This is a genomic window from Brucella sp. RRSP16 (assembly GCF_052246815.1).
Taxonomy (GTDB): domain Bacteria; phylum Pseudomonadota; class Alphaproteobacteria; order Rhizobiales; family Rhizobiaceae; genus Brucella; species Brucella intermedia.
Window position 1 is genome coordinate 104,089 of record NZ_JBQQAM010000002.1, and the last position, 16,466, is coordinate 120,554.

The following is a 16,466-nucleotide window of genomic DNA, read 5'->3' on the forward strand; positions in this document are numbered from 1 at the left end:
TGCCGACAGAAATGAAAATGCCGGGTGATCGCGCCCGGCATTTATCGATTTACTTCTTCACCAGCGTCGCCACCGCCTCGACATGGGGTGACCAGAGAAACTGGTCAATCGGCGTGACCCGCGTGACCCGATAGCCGCCCTTCACCAGAATGGCGAGGTCGCGGGCGAGCGTCACCGGATTGCACGAAACCGCGACAACCTTTTCCACCTTGGATTTTGCCAGCTCAAGCGCCTGTTCTTCCGCACCTGCACGCGGCGGATCGAAAACCACGGCGTTATAGGGCAGCAATTCCTTCGGCATCAAAGGGCGGCGGAACAGATCGCGGCGTTCGACCGAGACGGGCTTCAGCCCCTGCACATGGCGCACGCCGCGATCAAGGGCGGCAAGGGCCAGCGCGTCGTTCTCGACCGCATGAACCGCGCTCTTTTCTGCAATCCGCAGCGCAAATGTGCCGACGCCGCAGAACAGGTCAGCGACACGCTTGGACTTGCCGACGTGGTCCAGCACGAGTTGTACCATCGCCTCTTCGGCATCCTCCGTTGCCTGCAGGAAGCAACCGGGCGGCACCGGAACCGGCACCTTGCCGAAATGAATGAGCGGCTTTTTCGGCTCGACGATAATTTCACCCTCGTGCGAAAGACGCGCAAACCCCTTTTTCATGACAAGCGCGGTCAAGGCGCGGCGCTGGCTGTCATCCAGCACACCGCAGCCACTCGCCGCGAGATCGAGGCCGGACGCCGTCAGGGTCGCCGCCAGCTTGAACGGCTTGGAACCGGGTGCAATCAACGCTCCCACTTCCCGCAGATCATCAAGCCGCGCAATGATTTCGGGAACAGTTACAGCGCATTCGACTATATCGATGATTTCATGGCTCAAGTGGCGATTGAAGCCAAGCAGCACACCCTTTTCCGTCTTGCGTGCCGCAAAAACAGCGCGGCGCCGTGTGCGCGGCTGACAAGCCACCAGCGGGGCAACTTCCGTGTCGATCCCCCTGCCCTTCAGCGCGGAAACAACCAGTTCGCGCTTCCACAGGCGATAGGGCTCATCCTGCCAATGCTGCAAGGCGCAGCCGCCGCAATCCTCGAAATGCCGGCAGGCAGGCGCCTGACGCTCAGGCGATGTTTCAAGAAGCGCCATAACCGTCGCGCGGTTCTTGTCGCGCGCGACATTGGCCACTTCGCCCGGCAGCGTGAAAGGCACGTAAATCTGCCCGTCGGGAAGGTTGGCAACGCCATCGCCGCCCGCACCAACCGAGCGGATTGTAATTTGCCCAGTACTTGGCGTCGTCATTGGTCTTTCTTTCCTGCCAGGAGATATTCACGATTGCCGTCGCCGCCTTCAATGGGCGACGGGCAAAGGCCGAGCGCGCGCCACCCGGCTTGCGTCTCCAGCCACAATCTCAGTTCTTCTGCAATGCGTTCACCATCTTTCGGGTCGCGCAGAATGCCGCCCTTGCCGATGGCCTCGCGGCCCGCTTCAAATTGCGGCTTTACGAGAAGCGCGCAAATAGCACCTTTTTGCGCAAAGGCCAATGCCGCAGGCAAGGCGAGTTTCAGCGAGATGAAGCTCACATCCGAAACCACGCAATCAATTTCGCGCCCATCCAGGTCGGAAAATTCCAGCGCACGGGCGTTCAGCCCTTCCTTGTTGGTGACGCGAGGATCAGCGCGCAACGTCTCGTGCAGCTGGTCGTGGCCCACATCGATGGCGAGAACGTGGTTCGCGCCACGCTCCAGCAACACTTGTGTGAAACCGCCTGTCGAAGCACCAATGTCGAGTGCTGTGCGCCCTTTCACATCAAGGCCGAAATGGTCGAGCGCCGCAATAAGCTTCAGGGCAGCGCGGGAGACATAAGCGCTTGCTGGATCGTCAACGGCGATGTTTGCGTTACGCAAAACCGTCTGGCCGGGCTTGGTGACTGGCTTACCCTCCACCTTGACCGTGCCGCGCTGAATTGCATCACGCGCCCGCGAACGCGTTGCAAACAGCCCAAGTTCGACCAGCAGCTGATCGAGCCGCAGGTTCCTGTCGCCTGCTTCTCCGCTCATCGGTCAGGCGCGAAATGGCGCTGCGATGGCCTCGCGGCCAAGGGCTGCAAAAACCGCCTGCACGATCCCCGCCCGGTCGAGACCGGCCTCGGCATACATGGCGTCCGGCTTGCCGTGGTCCTGATAGCTGTCCGGCAAGGTCAGAGCCCGCACCTTGAGGCCACGATCAAGAAGGCCATCCATGGCGAGGAATTGCAGCACATGCGAGGCAAAGCCGCCGACAGCGCCCTCTTCCACCATCACCAACACTTCATGCTCTCGCGCCAGCCGGCGGATCAGGTCATGATCGAGCGGCTTGGCGAAGCGCGCATCGGCAACCGTGGTCGAAAGACCGGCGGCGCCCAGCTCATCGGCGGCAGCAAGGCATTCCTGCAAGCGCGTTCCAAAGGACAGCAGCGCGACCTTCGTGCCTTCACGCACGATGCGGCCCTTGCCGATTTCAAGCAGTTGCCCGCGTTCCGGCAGATCGACACCGACACCATCGCCACGCGGATAGCGGAAAGAGATCGGACCTTCGTTATATTCGGCCGCGGTGCGCACCATATGGCGCAGTTCGGCCTCATCCGATGCGGCCATCACCACGAAACCGGGCAGAGCGGCAAGGAAGCCCGTATCGAAGGAACCTGCATGGGTCGGGCCATCTGCCCCGACCAGTCCGGCGCGGTCGATGGGGAAGCGCACCGGCAGATTCTGGATCGAAACGTCATGGACCACCTGATCATAGCCGCGTTGCAGAAACGTCGAGTAAATGGCGCAGAATGGCTTGAAACCTTCGCTGGCAAGACCGGCGGCGAAAGTCACCGCATGTTGTTCGGCAATACCGACATCGAAGGTGCGTTGCGGAAACACCTCGCCAAAAAGATCAAGCCCGGTTCCCGATGGCATGGCGGCGGTGATCGCCACGATTTTGTCGTCGTGGCGGGCTTCTTCGATCAGGCTGGTGCCGAAAATCTTGGTATAGCTCGGCGCATTTGCAGGTGGTTTCGATTGCTGGCCGGTTATGACGTCGAACTTGTTGACGCCGTGATATTTGTCGGCGGCGGCTTCGGCTGGCGGATATCCCTTGCCCTTCTGCGTGACCACGTGGATCAGCACCGGGCCTTCCTGCGTATCACGCACGTTTTTCAGGATCGGCAGCAGATGATCCAGATTATGCCCGTCGATGGGGCCGACGTAATAGAAGCCCAGCTCTTCAAACAGCGTGCCGCCAGTAAAGAAGGCGCGCGCATATTCCTCCGACTTGCGGGCCTTGTCCTGCAAAAACTTCGGCAGCTTTTTGGCAACCTGCTTGGCGGCCTCGCGGACGCTGCGATAGGTCTTGCCGGAGACGAGACGCGCCAGATAGGCGCTCATGGCGCCGGTCGGCGGCGCTATCGACATGTCGTTATCGTTGAGGATGACAATAAGGCGCGCGTCGAGCGCACCGGCATTGTTCATCGCCTCATAGGCCATGCCAGCCGACATGGAACCGTCGCCAATGACCGCAATCACATTGCGCTTTTCGCCCGAAAGATCGGACGCGACCGCCATGCCAAGACCAGCCGAGATCGACGTTGATGAATGCGCCGCGCCAAAGGGATCATATTCGCTTTCGCTGCGCTTGGTGAAACCCGAAAGACCGCCGGTCTGACGCAATGTGCGGATGCGGTCGCGACGCCCGGTCAGTATCTTGTGCGGATAGGCCTGATGACCAACGTCCCAGATGATACGGTCATGCGGCGTGTCGAAGACATGATGCAACGCCACCGTCAGCTCCACCACACCCAGCCCCGCTCCCAGATGCCCGCCGGTAGTCGATACCACGTCGATCAGCTCCGCGCGCAATTCCTGCGCGAGTTGAGGCAGATCGGATTCCGGCAATGCGCGCAGGGCTTCCGGGATCGGTGCCTTGTCAAGCAACGGGGTCAGTGGTCGGGACATTAAAACAACCTGTTTCTGGTTCGGTTTTGTTGTCGGTATAGCAGCAACGCGGCAGGATCAAGCAGGCGGGACATCGTGTCCCAAGGCTCAACTCAATTCACTTCATTCAGGCAAAGGTATGAAATCCTGCTCATCACCGGGCACGATATCGAAACGCCCGCTGCGCCATTCTTCCTTGGCCTGTTCTATCCTCTCTCGCGAAGACGATACGAAATTCCACCATACATAGCGCTTCGAACCGAGTGTTGCACCGCCAAATAGCATTATATGCGCACCTTCCGGCCCGGCCTGCACGACAATATCGTCGCCGGGGCGGAATGCCAGCAGGCGGTCGGGCGGAAACACTTCGCCGCCAATGCCGACATTGCCCTCAAGCGTATAGATTGCGCGTTCTTCGGCGACAGGCGGAATCGGGAAACGCCCGTTTGGTTCTATCCGAATATCCGCATAAAGCGTATCGGCGTGCTGGATTACCGGCGACTTCAGCCCCAGCATGGCCCCCATGATCAGCCGCCCGGAGAAATCGCTGTCCTCCATAACCGGCAGATCGGGAGCGTTGGTGTGAAAAAACTCCGGGCTGATTTCTTCCAGCGCATCGGGCAGCGCAAGCCAGGTCTGGATGCCGGAAATCGACAACGGCCCGTTGCGTTCCTCTTCCGGCGAACGCTCGGAGTGCACAATGCCGCGACCGGCGGTCATCAGGTTCACGTCACCGGGGCGAATGACCATTTCGGTGCCAAGGCTGTCCCTGTGGCGGATATGACCGTCGAAAAGATAGGTCACCGTGGAAAGGCCGATATGCGGATGCGGGCGCACATCGAGTGCATCGCCATCGCGCAGAACAGCGGGCCCCATCCGGTCGAAGAAAATGAACGGCCCCACCAGACGGCGCCGCACTGTCGGCAATGCGCGCCGCACTTCCAGCCCACCGATATCGCTTGTACGCGGGATGACCAGCGTTTCGATGCTGTCTACCGAAGTCTTGTCACCAAGAACCGGGTCAGGACACGGAAAGAAACTCATGAAAACGCAACTCCAGCCATTAATTGTAGAGCTTATATAAGAGCGGAGTTCAGTTTGTCGAAAGCGCATTCAAAACAAAACCGCACCGACGAGCGGTGCGGTTCAGTTTCAATGCAAATTCCGTCAGCGTCCCTGCAGCAGCTTGGACAGCGCGCTGGCGTCGGGAACCTGCCCGTTCGTCGTCAGCTTGTCCACCAATCCCGGCAGAACCTGCGACAGCTGGTTCAGAAGTTCCTGCTGGTCGATGCCGGCATGCTCCGCGATTTCACTTAGCGTTTTCTGGCCGATTGCATCGCCAAGCTGCCCTGGCTCGATTGGATGGTTGGACCCCTGGCCGACCCAGGAATCCACCTTTTCGCCTAGGCCAGCCTGTTTCAGTTGATCGAGAAGACCGCCAAGCCCGCCACCCAGAGGCCCCGGCGCCGTAGGAGCCGCGGAAGCATTTCCTGCAGCCGCACCGCCGAGCAGGCCACCAAGCCCGCCAAGGATACCACCGAGCAAGCCGCCGCCTGCCTGCGACTGATCCGGCACAGGTTGCGCTGGAGCATCCGCCGTATCGTCGCTATGGCCCTTCAGCATCTTGCCGATCAGCAGGGCGCCGAGCGCAATCAGAACCGGCTTCGCGAGGCTTCCGCCGGGGATAGGCGAATTGCCCGAGTTGTCGTCATAACTTCCCATCACACGATACTCCCTGTTATCCGATGCCAATTGTGCATTCGGTAAGATAAAGGTAAATGGGTTTCCCATTTTGACAAGCATTATACCTTGCAAATTTTGCATCAGTGTGAAAATTTCCTAAGTGCGTGATGCAAAAGTGTATTTACGCATCGGGAGATATTAGATGTCTGTTATAAGCTGGATAATACTAGGCTTGATTGCCGGCTTCATCGGCAGCAAGATCGTCAATAAAAGCGGCCAGGGCCTGTTTCTGGATATTGCTCTCGGCATTGTCGGCGCCATCGTCGGCGGTGTGATCTCGTCTCAGCTTTTTGGACGTGGCGTCACCGGCGCATTCGATCCGATCAGCCTCGTCATTGCGATAATCGGCTCAATAATCGTGTTGTGGGTGTACCACGCAATTACCGGCAAGCGTTCCATCGGTTGATGTGATAGTTACAGATTTCAGGCTCCGGCTCGCCCGGAGCCTTTTTATCGTGTTTCGATCTGACCGGATCAGATCGGCGTTTGCCGAAAGACCTGCAAATCAATGAGCTTTCTGGAACCTTACATTGCCGCATACGGCGCGCTTGCTCTTTTCATAATCGTATATTTTGAATCCTTTGGCGCCCCCCTGCCCGGCGAGAGCGCGCTCATAGCAAGCTCATTGCTTGCCCTGCATGGAACTCTCAACATCGAAACCGTGCTGATTGCGGTATTTGTCGGCGCCGTGCTTGGCGACAGCACGGGATACCTGATCGGCCGCTTTGGCGGCCGACGACTGATCCTCAGATACGGACACCTCGTCAAACTCACGCCGGAACGGCTGGATCAGTTCGAGAAACTTTTCGAAAGCAAGGGAATCTATGTGGTGGCGACCGCGCGTTTCGTCGTGCTTCTGCGGCAGCTCAACGGCATTGTTGCAGGTTCCATGAAAATGGACCCGCTGCATTTTCTGGCGGCGAATATTATTGGTGCTGCTGGATGGACGCTGACCTGGGGCCTTGGCCCCTATCTGCTGAGCGGCGTTCTGGCGCCTTATGTCGCCCAGCTCAAGACCCTGTTCTGACCGGAATTATCCGGTCAGTTCAATTCAGGCCGCTCTATTCCGGGTCAAGCGGCTCGGTGCCAACCGGCTGGCCATCACGGCCAATACGGATTTTCTCCACCTTGTCCTCGGCGGATTTCAGAAGCGTGTCGCAATGTTTCTTCAGGGCCTCGCCGCGCTCATAGATGCGAATGGATTCCTCGAGCGGCACGTCGCCCCGCTCCAGATCGTCGACGATCTTCTCGAGCTGCTTCAGCGCATCCTCGAAGCTCATTACCGCAATGTCGGCGTTGGACGGTTCGGTTACCATGATTCATCCTTTCAACAGCCGCGTAATATGCGTAGACGCGGACTGCGACAAGCCCTCAAGATCATATCCACCCTCAAGCACACTCACTAGCCGGTGATCGCAGAACCTTTCTGCCCGCTCCATGAGTTTGCCTGTCGCCCAATCAAAATCCGCTTCGTCAAGATTGAGCTCGGCCAGCGGATCGCGAAAATGGGCATCGAAGCCCGCCGAAATAAGGATCAAATCTGGCCGGAAATTGTCCAGGGCAGGTAATACACGACTATTAAATGCCTCGCGAAATTCGCGGCTTCCGGTATCGGGAGACAGTGGCGCATTGAAGATATTGCCGACGCCGGTTTCATCCTTCGCCCCCGTGCCGGGATATAAGGGAAACTGATGCGTCGAACAGAACAGGACGCTTGGATCGTCCTTGAAAATATCCTGCGTCCCGTTGCCGTGATGCACATCCCAATCAACGATGGCGATGCGCTCGGCACCGTGGCGGCGCTGCGCATGGCGGGCCGCAATCGCAATATTGTTGAAAAGGCAAAAGCCCATAGCCGTGGAGCGCTCGGCATGATGCCCAGGCGGGCGGGCTGCAACGAAGACATTATTTGCAGCGCCGGAAAACACGTCATCGACCGCCGCCGTTGCCGCCCCGATAGCCGTCAGTGCAGCTTCCAGGCTTTTGGGACTGACATAGGTATCGCCGTCGAGCTTCACCACAGGTGCGGCAGCTTCCTCGTCCGAAGCGGGCTCCGGTATTCCGGCGCGAATGGCTTCCAGATGTTCTTCCGGATGCGCAAGCAGCACCGACGCCTCGTCGCCGCGCGCGCTTCCACCCGGTCGAGCCGGTAGAAATCCGGCCCTTCCAGCTCACTCATCAGCGCCCGAATTCGATCCGGGCGCTCGGGATGGCCGGGCGGGGTCAGATGTTCGAGATAGATAGGATGCCAGTAAAGCCGTGTTGTCATAGATTCACTATAGCATCTCACAGGCACATGACCATGACGGCCATGCGCCTGATCTGTCTTAAAAAGTCAGATGATTTCGGTGCGGGCGATGTGGATGCCGAAACCTTCAAGGCCGACATAATGGCGCTCGCGCGATGCCAGAAGCACAATCGACGTGATGCCGAGGTCTTTCAATATCTGTGCGCCAAGGCCGATCTGACGCCACTCTTCCTCGCGGGCAACCGCTTCGGCATGGCTTTCATGGTCGCTGGGAATCGCATCGCGGGCGCGGGTGTCATGGTGATCGGAACGCACCCCGACAGAGCCTTCGCGCAGATAAACCAGCACGCCGCGACCTTCCTTGCCCATCTTTTCCATGATGGCCTCGAGATTGCTGCCGCCCTTGCCGAACACATCGTTCAGCACGTCTTCGCGGTGAAGACGGACCGGCACTTCCTCGCCGTCACGAATGTCGCCGAACACGACAGCCACGTGCTGCATCGGTTCCCACGGCAATTCGTAAGTGTAGGCGTGGGCTGCACCCGCGCAAGTCTTTACCGGCGCATCGCCAACGCGCTTGACCAGCGTTTCCTTGCGCTGGCGATAGGCGATGAGATCGGCAACCGTAACCAGATGCAGCGCATGTTTTTCGGCAAAGGCCTTCACATCCGGGCCGCGCATGACGGAACCGTCATCGTTGACCAGTTCGCAGATCACGCCGATGGGCGGGAGATTTGCAAGCTTGCAGAGGTCGACGGCGGCTTCTGTATGGCCGGACCGCATCAGGACACCACCTTCGCGGGCGACCAGCGGGAAAATATGGCCGGGGCGCACGAAATCCGAAGCGCCGGCATTGGGATTGGCCAGATTGCGCACGGTCAGCGTGCGGTCTTCCGCCGAAATGCCGGTCGTGGTGCCATGGCGATAGTCGACCGTCACGGTGAACGCTGTCGTGTGGGCGGATTCGTTTTCAGCCACCATGGGCGCGAGGTTGAGGCGCTTGGCTTCCTCGCGGGTCATCGGCGTGCAGACGATGCCGGATGTGTGGCGGACGATGAAGGCCATCTTTTCGGGCGTACAATGCACGGCGGCGACAATCAGGTCGCCTTCATTCTCGCGCCCGTCATCATCCATCACCACCACGATCTCGCCGCGTTCGAAAGCGCGAAGCGCATCCACAACCTGCTTCTGATTATAGCTCATTTCGACCTCTATATGTCAGACAACCAACGGGCCCAATCGTCGGTCAGATATGGCCTGTAAGGCCGAATTCACTCAAACGCGGCCAGTCTGGCCCCAAATTAGTCAGACGCGGCCAGTCTGGCCCCAATTATTCAGACGCGGCCAGTCTGGCCGCGGTGGCGCAGATAATGGTCGGCAATCGCGCAAGCCACCATCGCCTCGCCGATCGGCACGGCGCGAATGCCCACGCATGGATCGTGACGGCCCTTTGTCATCACATCCACTTCCTTGCCATCCTTGTCGACAGAGCGGCGCGGGGTCAGGATCGATGAGGTCGGCTTGACCGCGAAACGCGCCACGACCGGCGCGCCTGTAGCAATCCCGCCAAGAATGCCGCCTGCATGATTGGACAGGAACAGCGGCTTGCCGTCATTGCCCATGCGCATTTCGTCCGCGTTTTCCTCGCCTGTGAGACGGGCCGCCTCGAAACCGTTGCCGATTTCCACACCCTTCACGGCGTTGATCGACATCAGCAGGCTTGCGATATCCTGATCGAGCTTGCCATAGATGGGCGCGCCGATGCCCGCCGGCACGCCTTCGGCGACGATTTCGATGACTGCGCCAACGGACGATCCGTTCTTGCGAATGCCGTCGAGATAGTCGGCGAAAATCTCCACCGAACCTGCATCCGGCGAAAAGAATGGATTGTTATCCACTTCGGCCCAGTTCCAGCGGCGGCGGTCGATGCCATGCACGCCCATTGCAACCAGTGCGCCCTTCACCTCGAGCCCCGGCACGATCTTGCGCGCAATCGCACCGGCTGCAACACGAGCCGCCGTTTCACGCGCCGATGAACGTCCGCCTCCGCGATAGTCGCGAATGCCGTATTTGACGTCATAGGTGTAATCGGCGTGGCCCGGCCGGTACTGGCGGGCGATCTCGCCATAGTCTTTCGAGCGCTGATCGGTGTTCTCGATCATCATCGAGATGGGCGTGCCGGTCGTCGTCATGGTCACGCCGTCGTCGCCCAGAAGGACTCCGGAAAGCACGCGCACCTGATCGGGTTCGCGGCGCTGCGTCGTATACTTGGACTGGCCGGGCTTGCGCTTGTCGAGATAGGCTTGGATTTCCGCTTCCGTGAACGTGATGCCGGGGGGGCAGCCGTCAACAACGCAACCGAGCGCCAGACCGTGGCTTTCGCCCCAGGTGGTTACCCGGAACAGATGACCGAAACTATTGTGAGACATGCGCGACGCCTGAATAAATTGTCCTTGTCCGGAGCAGGCCAAGGAGAGAGCAGCTACTTTACGCGCCGGTTTTATTGGGCTTTTTGACGGCGGTCAAATCAAGCTCCCCGGTGACGCAAAATTTCCTTCCGGAGATCGATATCCGGCATTTTTTTTGACACATTCCGCACGCTACATTGTGGGATAGACGGTGCGGCGCGCCAGAACTATCAAAGCGCATTGCGCTTTAAACCCATTATCCTGCATGTCGTTATCGGAAAACCGGTTTCCACTTTTCCGCGACGTGCTCAAATTGCGACAATCGTGTCGAATCGGTCAGGCGACAACCCAACCCGAGGCACAACCAAAGGAACGGAAAGTCATGCATTATCTGGTCGGATTAATTCTCATCGTTGCTTCGCTGTTCTCGACGGTGGCGATGGCGGACGATGCCGAAGGCAAGATCACCGGTATCAACAAGGACAGCGAAACCATAACGCTGGATGACGGCCAGACATACAAGCTGCCTGGCGAGTTCGATTACAGCGCGATCAACAAGGGCATGAAGGTCCTCATCATCTATGATGTGGTCGACAGCACGCGCTTCATCACCGACATTCAGGAAGCGCCGTAAGCCCGAAACCGTCCCCTTTAGAAAAATGAGCGGCTCATAAGCCGCTCTTTTCTTTTGGGCTGGAACCAGCCGCTTCTGACAACACGCGCCCATTCGGCACGACGGTTGTTCTCCGCCATCTGGACCATCCGTACCGTATCGTAGGGAACATTGCGCAGGGTTATCTGCCAGCCAGAGCCGGTCTGCTCGATGACAGCATAGGACGCATTGGGGTTCCCAGTCTGGACAATATGTGGAACCGGGTGATCGTCGTCGTAACCGGGACAACCCACGCTTCCCGGATTGACCAGCATTCGCCCGTCCCCAAGACGAACAACCCGCGGCGTGTGCGTATGGCCGCAAAGGATGATAGAGGCCGCTATGTTATCGGCCTCTGCCTCAATATCCTCTCGGCTCCGCAGAACGACATCGCCATTGGCGGTAACGTTCTCCATCCAGTAGGTGGTATCGCTCGATGGGGTTCCGTGGCAGATGAATATGCGTCCATCGGCCAGAGAGCGCGATGCAGGCATTGCGCGCAGCCATTCGATGTGCCGGTCATCAAGCTGTTCGCGTGCTACCCGATCCGAGGGGCCCATCTCCGCGAGCGACTTTTCCACAAGCCAGCGATCGTGATTGCCGCGAATGCAGATCATTTCTCGCGCCATCAGCATATCTGCTGTCTCACGCGCGGCTAAGGGACCGCTCAGATGATCGCCGAGATTGATGATCGTCTCGATTTGCAAAGCATCGATATCGGCCTGCACCGCAGCCAGCGCATCGCTGTTACCGTGAATATCCGATATGACCGCGAAACGTTCGAAGGGCATGAAACGCCTCCATCGCTGGCAAAATTCTGTTCGCGCACTATAGACTGATTTGCGGGATCAAACCCACTCGAGGTTGCCGTTTTCGAACTTCAGTATCTTGTCCTGTGGGATGGATAGATTTGCCGCAGCGTGGCCATCCATGTCGCCGTAAAGGTAAAACAGCGTGCGGATGCAGCCGCCATGCGTCACGCAGACGGTTGGCCACTCCACCGCCTCCACCCATCGCCCGATACGCCGCGAGAGACCCATATAGCTTTCAGCGGTTGCGCCGGGTGGCACAAAATTCCACTTGTCGCGGGCGCGCGCCTCCAGAAGATCTTCACGCTCCTTGGCAATGTCCTCCATCATGAAGCCCTGCCAGTCGCCGAAATTGACTTCCATCAGTTGAGGGTCGGTGCGGTAATCATAAGGGTCGAGCCCCATGCGCAACCGGATGCGTTCCATCGTCTCGCGGGTGCGACGCAGAGGACTTGCCACGAAGTCGAAGCCCGCGCCGTCGCCGATCAGCGACTTCAGCATATCGCCATTGCGATCCGCCTGTGTGCGGCCATGCGCGTTGATATCGATGTCGAGCTGTCCCTGAATGCGCTGCGAAACATTCCAGTCTGTCTCGCCGTGACGTGAAAAGTAGATGATTTCCCGAGCCACAGCTCCACCCCAATATGCCGTCAGTCAATGTCTGGATAGCTTTCCCGCACCGGGAAAGAAAAAGAAAAATCCCGAGAAGCGGTCAACATTTCGGGATTTCGTATTCGCTGCTTCAGTCTTTCACGACCGAAATGTCCGGAGCGTCAACCGCCTTCATGCCGATGACATGATAGCCGCTGTCCGCGTGGTGGACTTCGCCCGTCACCGAACGTGACAGGTCGGAAAGGAAATAAAGGCCGACATCGCCCACTTCCTCGATGGTGACGGTACGGCGCAGCGGCGCGTTGTACTCGTTCCACTTGAGGATATAACGGAAGTCGCCGATGCCTGAAGCGGCAAGCGTCTTGATCGGACCGGCCGAAATCGCATTGACGCGAATGTTCTGCGGTCCGAGATCAACCGCCAGATACTTGACGCTTGCTTCGAGAGCAGCCTTGGCCACGCCCATGACGTTATAGTTCGGCATGACCTTTTCGGCGCCGTAATAGGTCAGCGTCAGGATCGAACCGCCATCGGCCATCAGTTTTTCCGCCCGGCGCGAAATCGCCGTCAGGGAATAGACCGAAATCAGCATCGTATTGGTAAAATTGGCTTCCGACGTATCGACATAGCGGCCCGTCAGCTCATCCTTGTCGGAAAAGCCGATGGCGTGCACGACGAAGTCGAGCTTGCCCCACTTCTTTTCAAGCGTCTCGAAAACAGCGTCGATGCTGGCAGCATCCGCCACATCGCAATGTCCGGCAACGAATGCGCCAAGCTCTTCAGCCAGAGGCTCGACACGCTTCTTCAATGCATCGCCCTGATAGGTGAATGCGAGCTCTGCGCCTGCATCACGAGCGGCCTTCGCAATACCCCATGCGATGGAGCGGTTGTTGGCGACGCCCAGAATCAATCCACGCTTGCCCTGCAACAAACCTGACTGTGCGGTCATTAGGGGTCCTCATTGAAAACAATTAACTAGTTGCCCTATCGCACAGCCTCGGCTCTCCTTCAAGCAATTGCAGTGAAAAAGCCGGGCATTGTCACTTTACTGCCGCAAAGAGACAACACCCGGCTTCAAACGATTGAAGACCTGTTCAGGCTTGTTTGCGTTTTTGCAGGAATTCTTCGAGTTCCCTGTCGCCACCTTCCGGCAGCATGATCCGCACATGCACGTAAAGATCGCCACGTCCGGCTGCTTTGAGCGGAAGGCCCTTTTCCTTCAGGCGCAGAACGCGGTCCGAACTCGACCATGCCGGTATTTTCACCGCAATCCGGCCGTCGAGGGTCTCCACTTCCTGCTTGCCGCCAAGAACGGCATCGGAAAGCTCGACCGGGAGATCCACGTGCACGTCACGCCCCTCCAGGCGAAACCGGGGATGCACCTTGAAGTGAATCGTTACCAGCGCATCGCCAGCCGTTCCGCCCACCAATGCCTCGCCCTGCCCTTTCAGGCGAATGGTCTGACCGTCCTCGACATATTTCGGCAGCTTGATCTTGAGATGCTTGCCGTTCGGGAAAACCGCCTCGACCTTTTCAGCACCGGCGGCCTGTTCCAGCGTGATATCGATGGATGCCGAAAGATCGGCTCCCTTCGCGGGGCCGCGCTGCCGTGCGCCGCCTGCGCGGGCACCGCCACCGAAAGCTCCGCCGAAAAGATCGTTCAGGATATCTTCTGCACCACCGAAGCCGCCGCCCTGCTGAAAGCCGCCGGGACCGGAGCGAAATTCAAAATGGCTGTTGCCGCCGCCCTGCCGGAAGCCGGCGAACGGGTCGCCATGGGCGCCGCCGAAGCCCTGCCCGCCTGTAAAGCCCTGGAAAGCGGGCTTGCCCTCGGCATCGATCTCGCCGCGGTCGAATTGCCCGCGCTTGTCCTTGTCGCCCAGAATTTCGTAGGCCTGATTCAGTTCTGCAAAACGCTCCTGCGCCTTCGGATCATCCTTGTTCTGATCCGGGTGGTGCTTTTTGGCCAGTTTGCGAAAAGCCGATTTTATTTCTTCGGGCTTCGCCGTTTTGGCGACGCCCAGCACGCTATAGGGATCGCGCATATAGTTCCTCTTTCAGGAAATAATTGTGAGATAAACAAGATTCGTTGCCCACAATATGCGCATCTGACCGGCAAAGTTCCAGTCAGGGCAGGCTTTTCTTTTCAGATCGGCGCGAAAGAAGTTACCGTCCATTGACCGCCGCGCTCCATGCAGGTTTCACCGCGATAAATAGAAACACCGTCAAAAGCTTCACGCGATGTTTCGAACTCGCGGCAGAGCTGATTGTTCTTGTTGTTCTCGGCAATCGTGGTGATGGTGCCCTGGCTGCCCGTATCGGGATTGGCCCACGGAACGGGCTTCTTTCCCCATTGCGTGAAGTTGAGCGCGGAAACGACGTTCTTTATGGCGGATTGATCGGAAAGCTTGCCGGTATCGGTCTCGACCGGCTGCGATTGCTTCACGGATCCGGTGATCGTGGAAGAATCAGGAACAGCCTTTTCGATGCTCACCCCACCCATGGCGCAACCGGCAAGCGAGAAGAGGCATAGGCCGATCGCAGCCTCGCGCAGCACCTTGGCGCCACGGCACGGACTCCAGAAATTTACTTTATGGCGAAGCGTATCGACGGCCAACGCTATTCCCTTGTTCTACACGCTAAAGATGCAGGGATTATGGGTGAACTTGAGTTAACAAGCGGTGTGCCGGAAAGGTAAACAAATCGGAATCGGAGCACAACGCCCAACTCCATACTTTATGCGGCCGGCAAATGATGCCCCCAATTCTCTGCGTCCTTCAGGCCAGCTATCGCTCATCCAACAGCCAGCGACCTTCCGGAGAAAGAAGAACGCGGTGCGTTCACCGTCGTTGTACGGGTAGCATAACCGTTCCGGCCTCCCTGCTTTACCTTGTAGAGCGCAAGATCGGCCCGCGCAAAAACGTCAAGGTCACTCCTCTCATCACGCGGTTCTTCGCTCGCAATGCCGATGCTGACCGTCAAGATGAGTTTCCGCCCGTTGAAAACAAGCGGCGTATGGTTGACTGCGCCGACGATTTCACGGGCGATTTCCGTCGCCTCATGCTCATGCATCCCGGGCAGCAGAATCGAGAACTCATCGCCTCCAAAGCGCGCCAGCACACCGCGGCGATTGAGGATGTCGACCCCGACATCGGCGAAATGCACAAGCGCCTGATCGCCCAGCGCATGGCCATATGTGTCGTTCCAATGCTTGAAATTGTCGATATCGATCAGCATGACGGTATAGGCGACCCCGTCTTCACTGAATGCGAATTCGGCTCTCGCCAGCCTTTTCATGAAATGGCGGCGGTTCGGGAGCCCGGTGAGTTCGTCGGTCTCCGCGACCTTTGCCATATCGCCGTGCAGACGATTCATCGCCATGACGATGAAACCGAAGTTCCAGATCATGCCGCTATAGATCACGCAGACCAGCGCATAACTTTCGATGGAAAAATAAAGCGACTGGTCGAACTCTCCCGCCCATGCGGCGATGTTCAGCGACGTCTCGATGGCATGCCCGATGATACCCAGCAAAAAGGCGATGATGGCGATCCGGCCGCCGAGACCGAGGCTCTTTTGCCGCGCCAGATAGAATACCGTCATCGCCATGGGCACCGACTGGCCCACCGCATAGGCGATGTTCCGCCCCTGCCAGCTCGCATGAAACGCGGCCATGACGGCGAAACTTGCGAGCGATATTCCCACCGCCATCCGCCAGCCGCCTTTCTGGCCGTAGAAGTAGCGGGCGCCGATAAAGGCCAGGCAGAAGCCATAGATGATGATGGTGTTGCCGATAACGGCGGGCCAGAACGCACCTTCATTGCCTTGCAGCGAAAGAACAAAGCCTCCAACCAGCAGGAGCGTCGTCGAAAGCAGCCAGAGCCTGGCCGGTCTGAATTTGCGGTAAGAGAAGGCGATGGCGGTCCAGATGATGCAGACCGTCAGCGAATTTAAGAAAATTACGATGTAAAGCGTCAGGAAATCGAGTTTTGGCATAGCCCGACCTTGAACGGGCGCCCTACTAGAAGTTCCCCCTCAAGTAAAGC

Annotated in this window: 17 protein-coding genes and 1 pseudogene; 3 read left to right on the plus strand and 15 right to left on the minus strand. The window is 58.3% G+C overall.

Annotated features, from left to right (window positions below; genetic code table 11):
- Nucleotides 1–49: 49 nt before the first annotated feature.
- The 5 genes from ACS5UA_RS03675 to ACS5UA_RS03695 form a co-directional block, all read right to left on the minus strand.
- On the minus strand, nt 50–1,291 hold the full coding sequence (locus tag ACS5UA_RS03675) for a class I SAM-dependent RNA methyltransferase (protein WP_006466201.1): 1,242 nt from the start codon (nt 1,289–1,291) through the stop codon (nt 50–52).
- The gene (locus tag ACS5UA_RS03680; RefSeq protein WP_113368646.1) at nt 1,288–2,049 is read right to left on the minus strand and encodes a TlyA family RNA methyltransferase; all 762 of its coding nucleotides are present in this window, start codon (nt 2,047–2,049) and stop codon (nt 1,288–1,290) included. The genes ACS5UA_RS03675 and ACS5UA_RS03680 overlap by 4 nt, the downstream gene beginning before the upstream one ends.
- A 3-nt stretch (nt 2,050–2,052) precedes the next feature.
- On the minus strand, nt 2,053–3,969 hold the full coding sequence (gene dxs / locus ACS5UA_RS03685) for a 1-deoxy-D-xylulose-5-phosphate synthase (protein WP_113368645.1): 1,917 nt from the start codon (nt 3,967–3,969) through the stop codon (nt 2,053–2,055).
- 102 nt (nt 3,970–4,071) lie between these two features.
- Entirely contained in the window at nt 4,072–4,992 is a 921-nt protein-coding gene (locus ACS5UA_RS03690) for a pirin family protein (RefSeq protein ID WP_128006049.1), read from the minus strand.
- A gap of 123 nt (nt 4,993–5,115) precedes the next feature.
- A complete protein-coding gene (locus ACS5UA_RS03695; RefSeq protein ID WP_112701006.1) occupies nt 5,116–5,670 on the minus strand; it encodes a YidB family protein in 555 nt (184 codons plus the stop codon).
- A 163-nt stretch (nt 5,671–5,833) separates the two neighbouring features.
- On the opposite strand from ACS5UA_RS03695, the gene ACS5UA_RS03700 reads away from it, so the two are divergent.
- Together ACS5UA_RS03700 and ACS5UA_RS03705 are read left to right on the plus strand one after the other, a co-directional pair.
- Nucleotides 5,834–6,097 carry a GlsB/YeaQ/YmgE family stress response membrane protein gene (locus ACS5UA_RS03700; RefSeq protein ID WP_006466196.1) on the plus strand — a complete coding sequence of 88 codons (264 nt, stop codon included), beginning with the start codon at nt 5,834–5,836 and terminating at the stop codon, nt 6,095–6,097.
- A gap of 102 nt (nt 6,098–6,199) precedes the next feature.
- A complete protein-coding gene (locus ACS5UA_RS03705) occupies nt 6,200–6,718 on the plus strand; it encodes a DedA family protein (RefSeq protein ID WP_113464493.1) in 519 nt (172 codons plus the stop codon).
- A 34-nt stretch (nt 6,719–6,752) separates the two neighbouring features.
- Here ACS5UA_RS03705 and ACS5UA_RS03710 read toward each other — a convergent pair whose 3' ends face one another.
- The 4 genes and pseudogenes from ACS5UA_RS03710 to aroC all read right to left on the minus strand — a co-directional run bounded on the left by ACS5UA_RS03710 (nt 6,753) and on the right by aroC (nt 10,368).
- Nucleotides 6,753–7,007 (minus strand): exodeoxyribonuclease VII small subunit, encoded by a 255-nt coding sequence (locus ACS5UA_RS03710; protein WP_002963588.1) that lies wholly within the window; start codon nt 7,005–7,007, stop codon nt 6,753–6,755.
- A gap of 3 nt (nt 7,008–7,010) precedes the next feature.
- Nucleotides 7,011–7,960 (minus strand): annotated as a pseudogene (locus ACS5UA_RS03715) (histone deacetylase family protein).
- A gap of 66 nt (nt 7,961–8,026) precedes the next feature.
- The gene (gene ribB, locus ACS5UA_RS03720) at nt 8,027–9,142 is read right to left on the minus strand and encodes a 3,4-dihydroxy-2-butanone-4-phosphate synthase (protein WP_113464491.1); all 1,116 of its coding nucleotides are present in this window, start codon (nt 9,140–9,142) and stop codon (nt 8,027–8,029) included.
- Nucleotides 9,143–9,273: 131 nt separating this feature from the next.
- Nucleotides 9,274–10,368, minus strand: coding sequence for a chorismate synthase (gene aroC, locus ACS5UA_RS03725; protein WP_006470662.1), 1,095 nt, complete (start codon nt 10,366–10,368; stop codon nt 9,274–9,276).
- A gap of 361 nt (nt 10,369–10,729) precedes the next feature.
- On the opposite strand from aroC, the gene ACS5UA_RS03730 reads away from it, so the two are divergent.
- A complete protein-coding gene (locus ACS5UA_RS03730) occupies nt 10,730–10,981 on the plus strand; it encodes a DUF1344 domain-containing protein (protein ID WP_006470661.1) in 252 nt (83 codons plus the stop codon).
- A gap of 17 nt (nt 10,982–10,998) precedes the next feature.
- Here the strand turns inward: ACS5UA_RS03730 and ACS5UA_RS03735 are convergent, their stop codons facing one another.
- The 6 genes from ACS5UA_RS03735 to ACS5UA_RS03760 form a co-directional block, all read right to left on the minus strand.
- Complete coding sequence (locus ACS5UA_RS03735; RefSeq protein WP_443101173.1) at nt 10,999–11,790, minus strand: metallophosphoesterase family protein; 792 nt, start codon at nt 11,788–11,790, stop codon at nt 10,999–11,001.
- A gap of 57 nt (nt 11,791–11,847) precedes the next feature.
- Nucleotides 11,848–12,438, minus strand: coding sequence for a histidine phosphatase family protein (locus tag ACS5UA_RS03740; protein ID WP_128006047.1), 591 nt, complete (start codon nt 12,436–12,438; stop codon nt 11,848–11,850).
- Nucleotides 12,439–12,550: 112 nt separating this feature from the next.
- Nucleotides 12,551–13,369 (minus strand): enoyl-ACP reductase FabI, encoded by an 819-nt coding sequence (gene fabI, locus ACS5UA_RS03745; RefSeq protein ID WP_006466187.1) that lies wholly within the window; start codon nt 13,367–13,369, stop codon nt 12,551–12,553.
- Nucleotides 13,370–13,514: 145 nt separating this feature from the next.
- The gene (locus ACS5UA_RS03750) at nt 13,515–14,465 is read right to left on the minus strand and encodes a DnaJ C-terminal domain-containing protein (RefSeq protein ID WP_025089671.1); all 951 of its coding nucleotides are present in this window, start codon (nt 14,463–14,465) and stop codon (nt 13,515–13,517) included.
- Nucleotides 14,466–14,566: 101 nt separating this feature from the next.
- Entirely contained in the window at nt 14,567–14,977 is a 411-nt protein-coding gene (locus ACS5UA_RS03755) for an RT0821/Lpp0805 family surface protein (RefSeq protein WP_244634795.1), read from the minus strand.
- Nucleotides 14,978–15,213: 236 nt separating this feature from the next.
- Nucleotides 15,214–16,416 (minus strand): GGDEF domain-containing protein, encoded by a 1,203-nt coding sequence (locus ACS5UA_RS03760; RefSeq protein WP_443101175.1) that lies wholly within the window; start codon nt 16,414–16,416, stop codon nt 15,214–15,216.
- Nucleotides 16,417–16,466: the final 50 nt, after the last annotated feature.

Excerpts from the sequence above, each read along its gene's own strand:
- ACS5UA_RS03680 (WP_113368646.1), bottom strand. The coding sequence starts at position 2,049 with ATGAGCGGAGAAGCAGGCGACAGGAACCTGCGGCTCGATCAGCTGCTG.
- ACS5UA_RS03730 (WP_006470661.1), top strand. The coding sequence starts at position 10,730 with ATGCATTATCTGGTCGGATTAATTCTCATCGTTGCTTCGCTGTTCTCG.
- ACS5UA_RS03735 (WP_443101173.1), bottom strand. The coding sequence starts at position 11,790 with ATGCCCTTCGAACGTTTCGCGGTCATATCGGATATTCACGGTAACAGC.
- fabI (WP_006466187.1), bottom strand. The coding sequence starts at position 13,369 with ATGACCGCACAGTCAGGTTTGTTGCAGGGCAAGCGTGGATTGATTCTG.
- dxs (WP_113368645.1), bottom strand. The coding sequence starts at position 3,969 with ATGTCCCGACCACTGACCCCGTTGCTTGACAAGGCACCGATCCCGGAA.
- ACS5UA_RS03690 (WP_128006049.1), bottom strand. The coding sequence starts at position 4,992 with ATGAGTTTCTTTCCGTGTCCTGACCCGGTTCTTGGTGACAAGACTTCG.
- ACS5UA_RS03695 (WP_112701006.1), bottom strand. The coding sequence starts at position 5,670 with ATGGGAAGTTATGACGACAACTCGGGCAATTCGCCTATCCCCGGCGGA.
- aroC (WP_006470662.1), bottom strand. The coding sequence starts at position 10,368 with ATGTCTCACAATAGTTTCGGTCATCTGTTCCGGGTAACCACCTGGGGC.
- ACS5UA_RS03750 (WP_025089671.1), bottom strand. The coding sequence starts at position 14,465 with ATGCGCGATCCCTATAGCGTGCTGGGCGTCGCCAAAACGGCGAAGCCC.
- ribB (WP_113464491.1), bottom strand. The coding sequence starts at position 9,142 with ATGAGCTATAATCAGAAGCAGGTTGTGGATGCGCTTCGCGCTTTCGAA.
- ACS5UA_RS03705 (WP_113464493.1), top strand. The coding sequence starts at position 6,200 with ATGAGCTTTCTGGAACCTTACATTGCCGCATACGGCGCGCTTGCTCTT.
- ACS5UA_RS03700 (WP_006466196.1), top strand. The coding sequence starts at position 5,834 with ATGTCTGTTATAAGCTGGATAATACTAGGCTTGATTGCCGGCTTCATC.
- ACS5UA_RS03760 (WP_443101175.1), bottom strand. The coding sequence starts at position 16,416 with ATGCCAAAACTCGATTTCCTGACGCTTTACATCGTAATTTTCTTAAAT.
- ACS5UA_RS03675 (WP_006466201.1), bottom strand. The coding sequence starts at position 1,291 with ATGACGACGCCAAGTACTGGGCAAATTACAATCCGCTCGGTTGGTGCG.
- ACS5UA_RS03710 (WP_002963588.1), bottom strand. The coding sequence starts at position 7,007 with ATGGTAACCGAACCGTCCAACGCCGACATTGCGGTAATGAGCTTCGAG.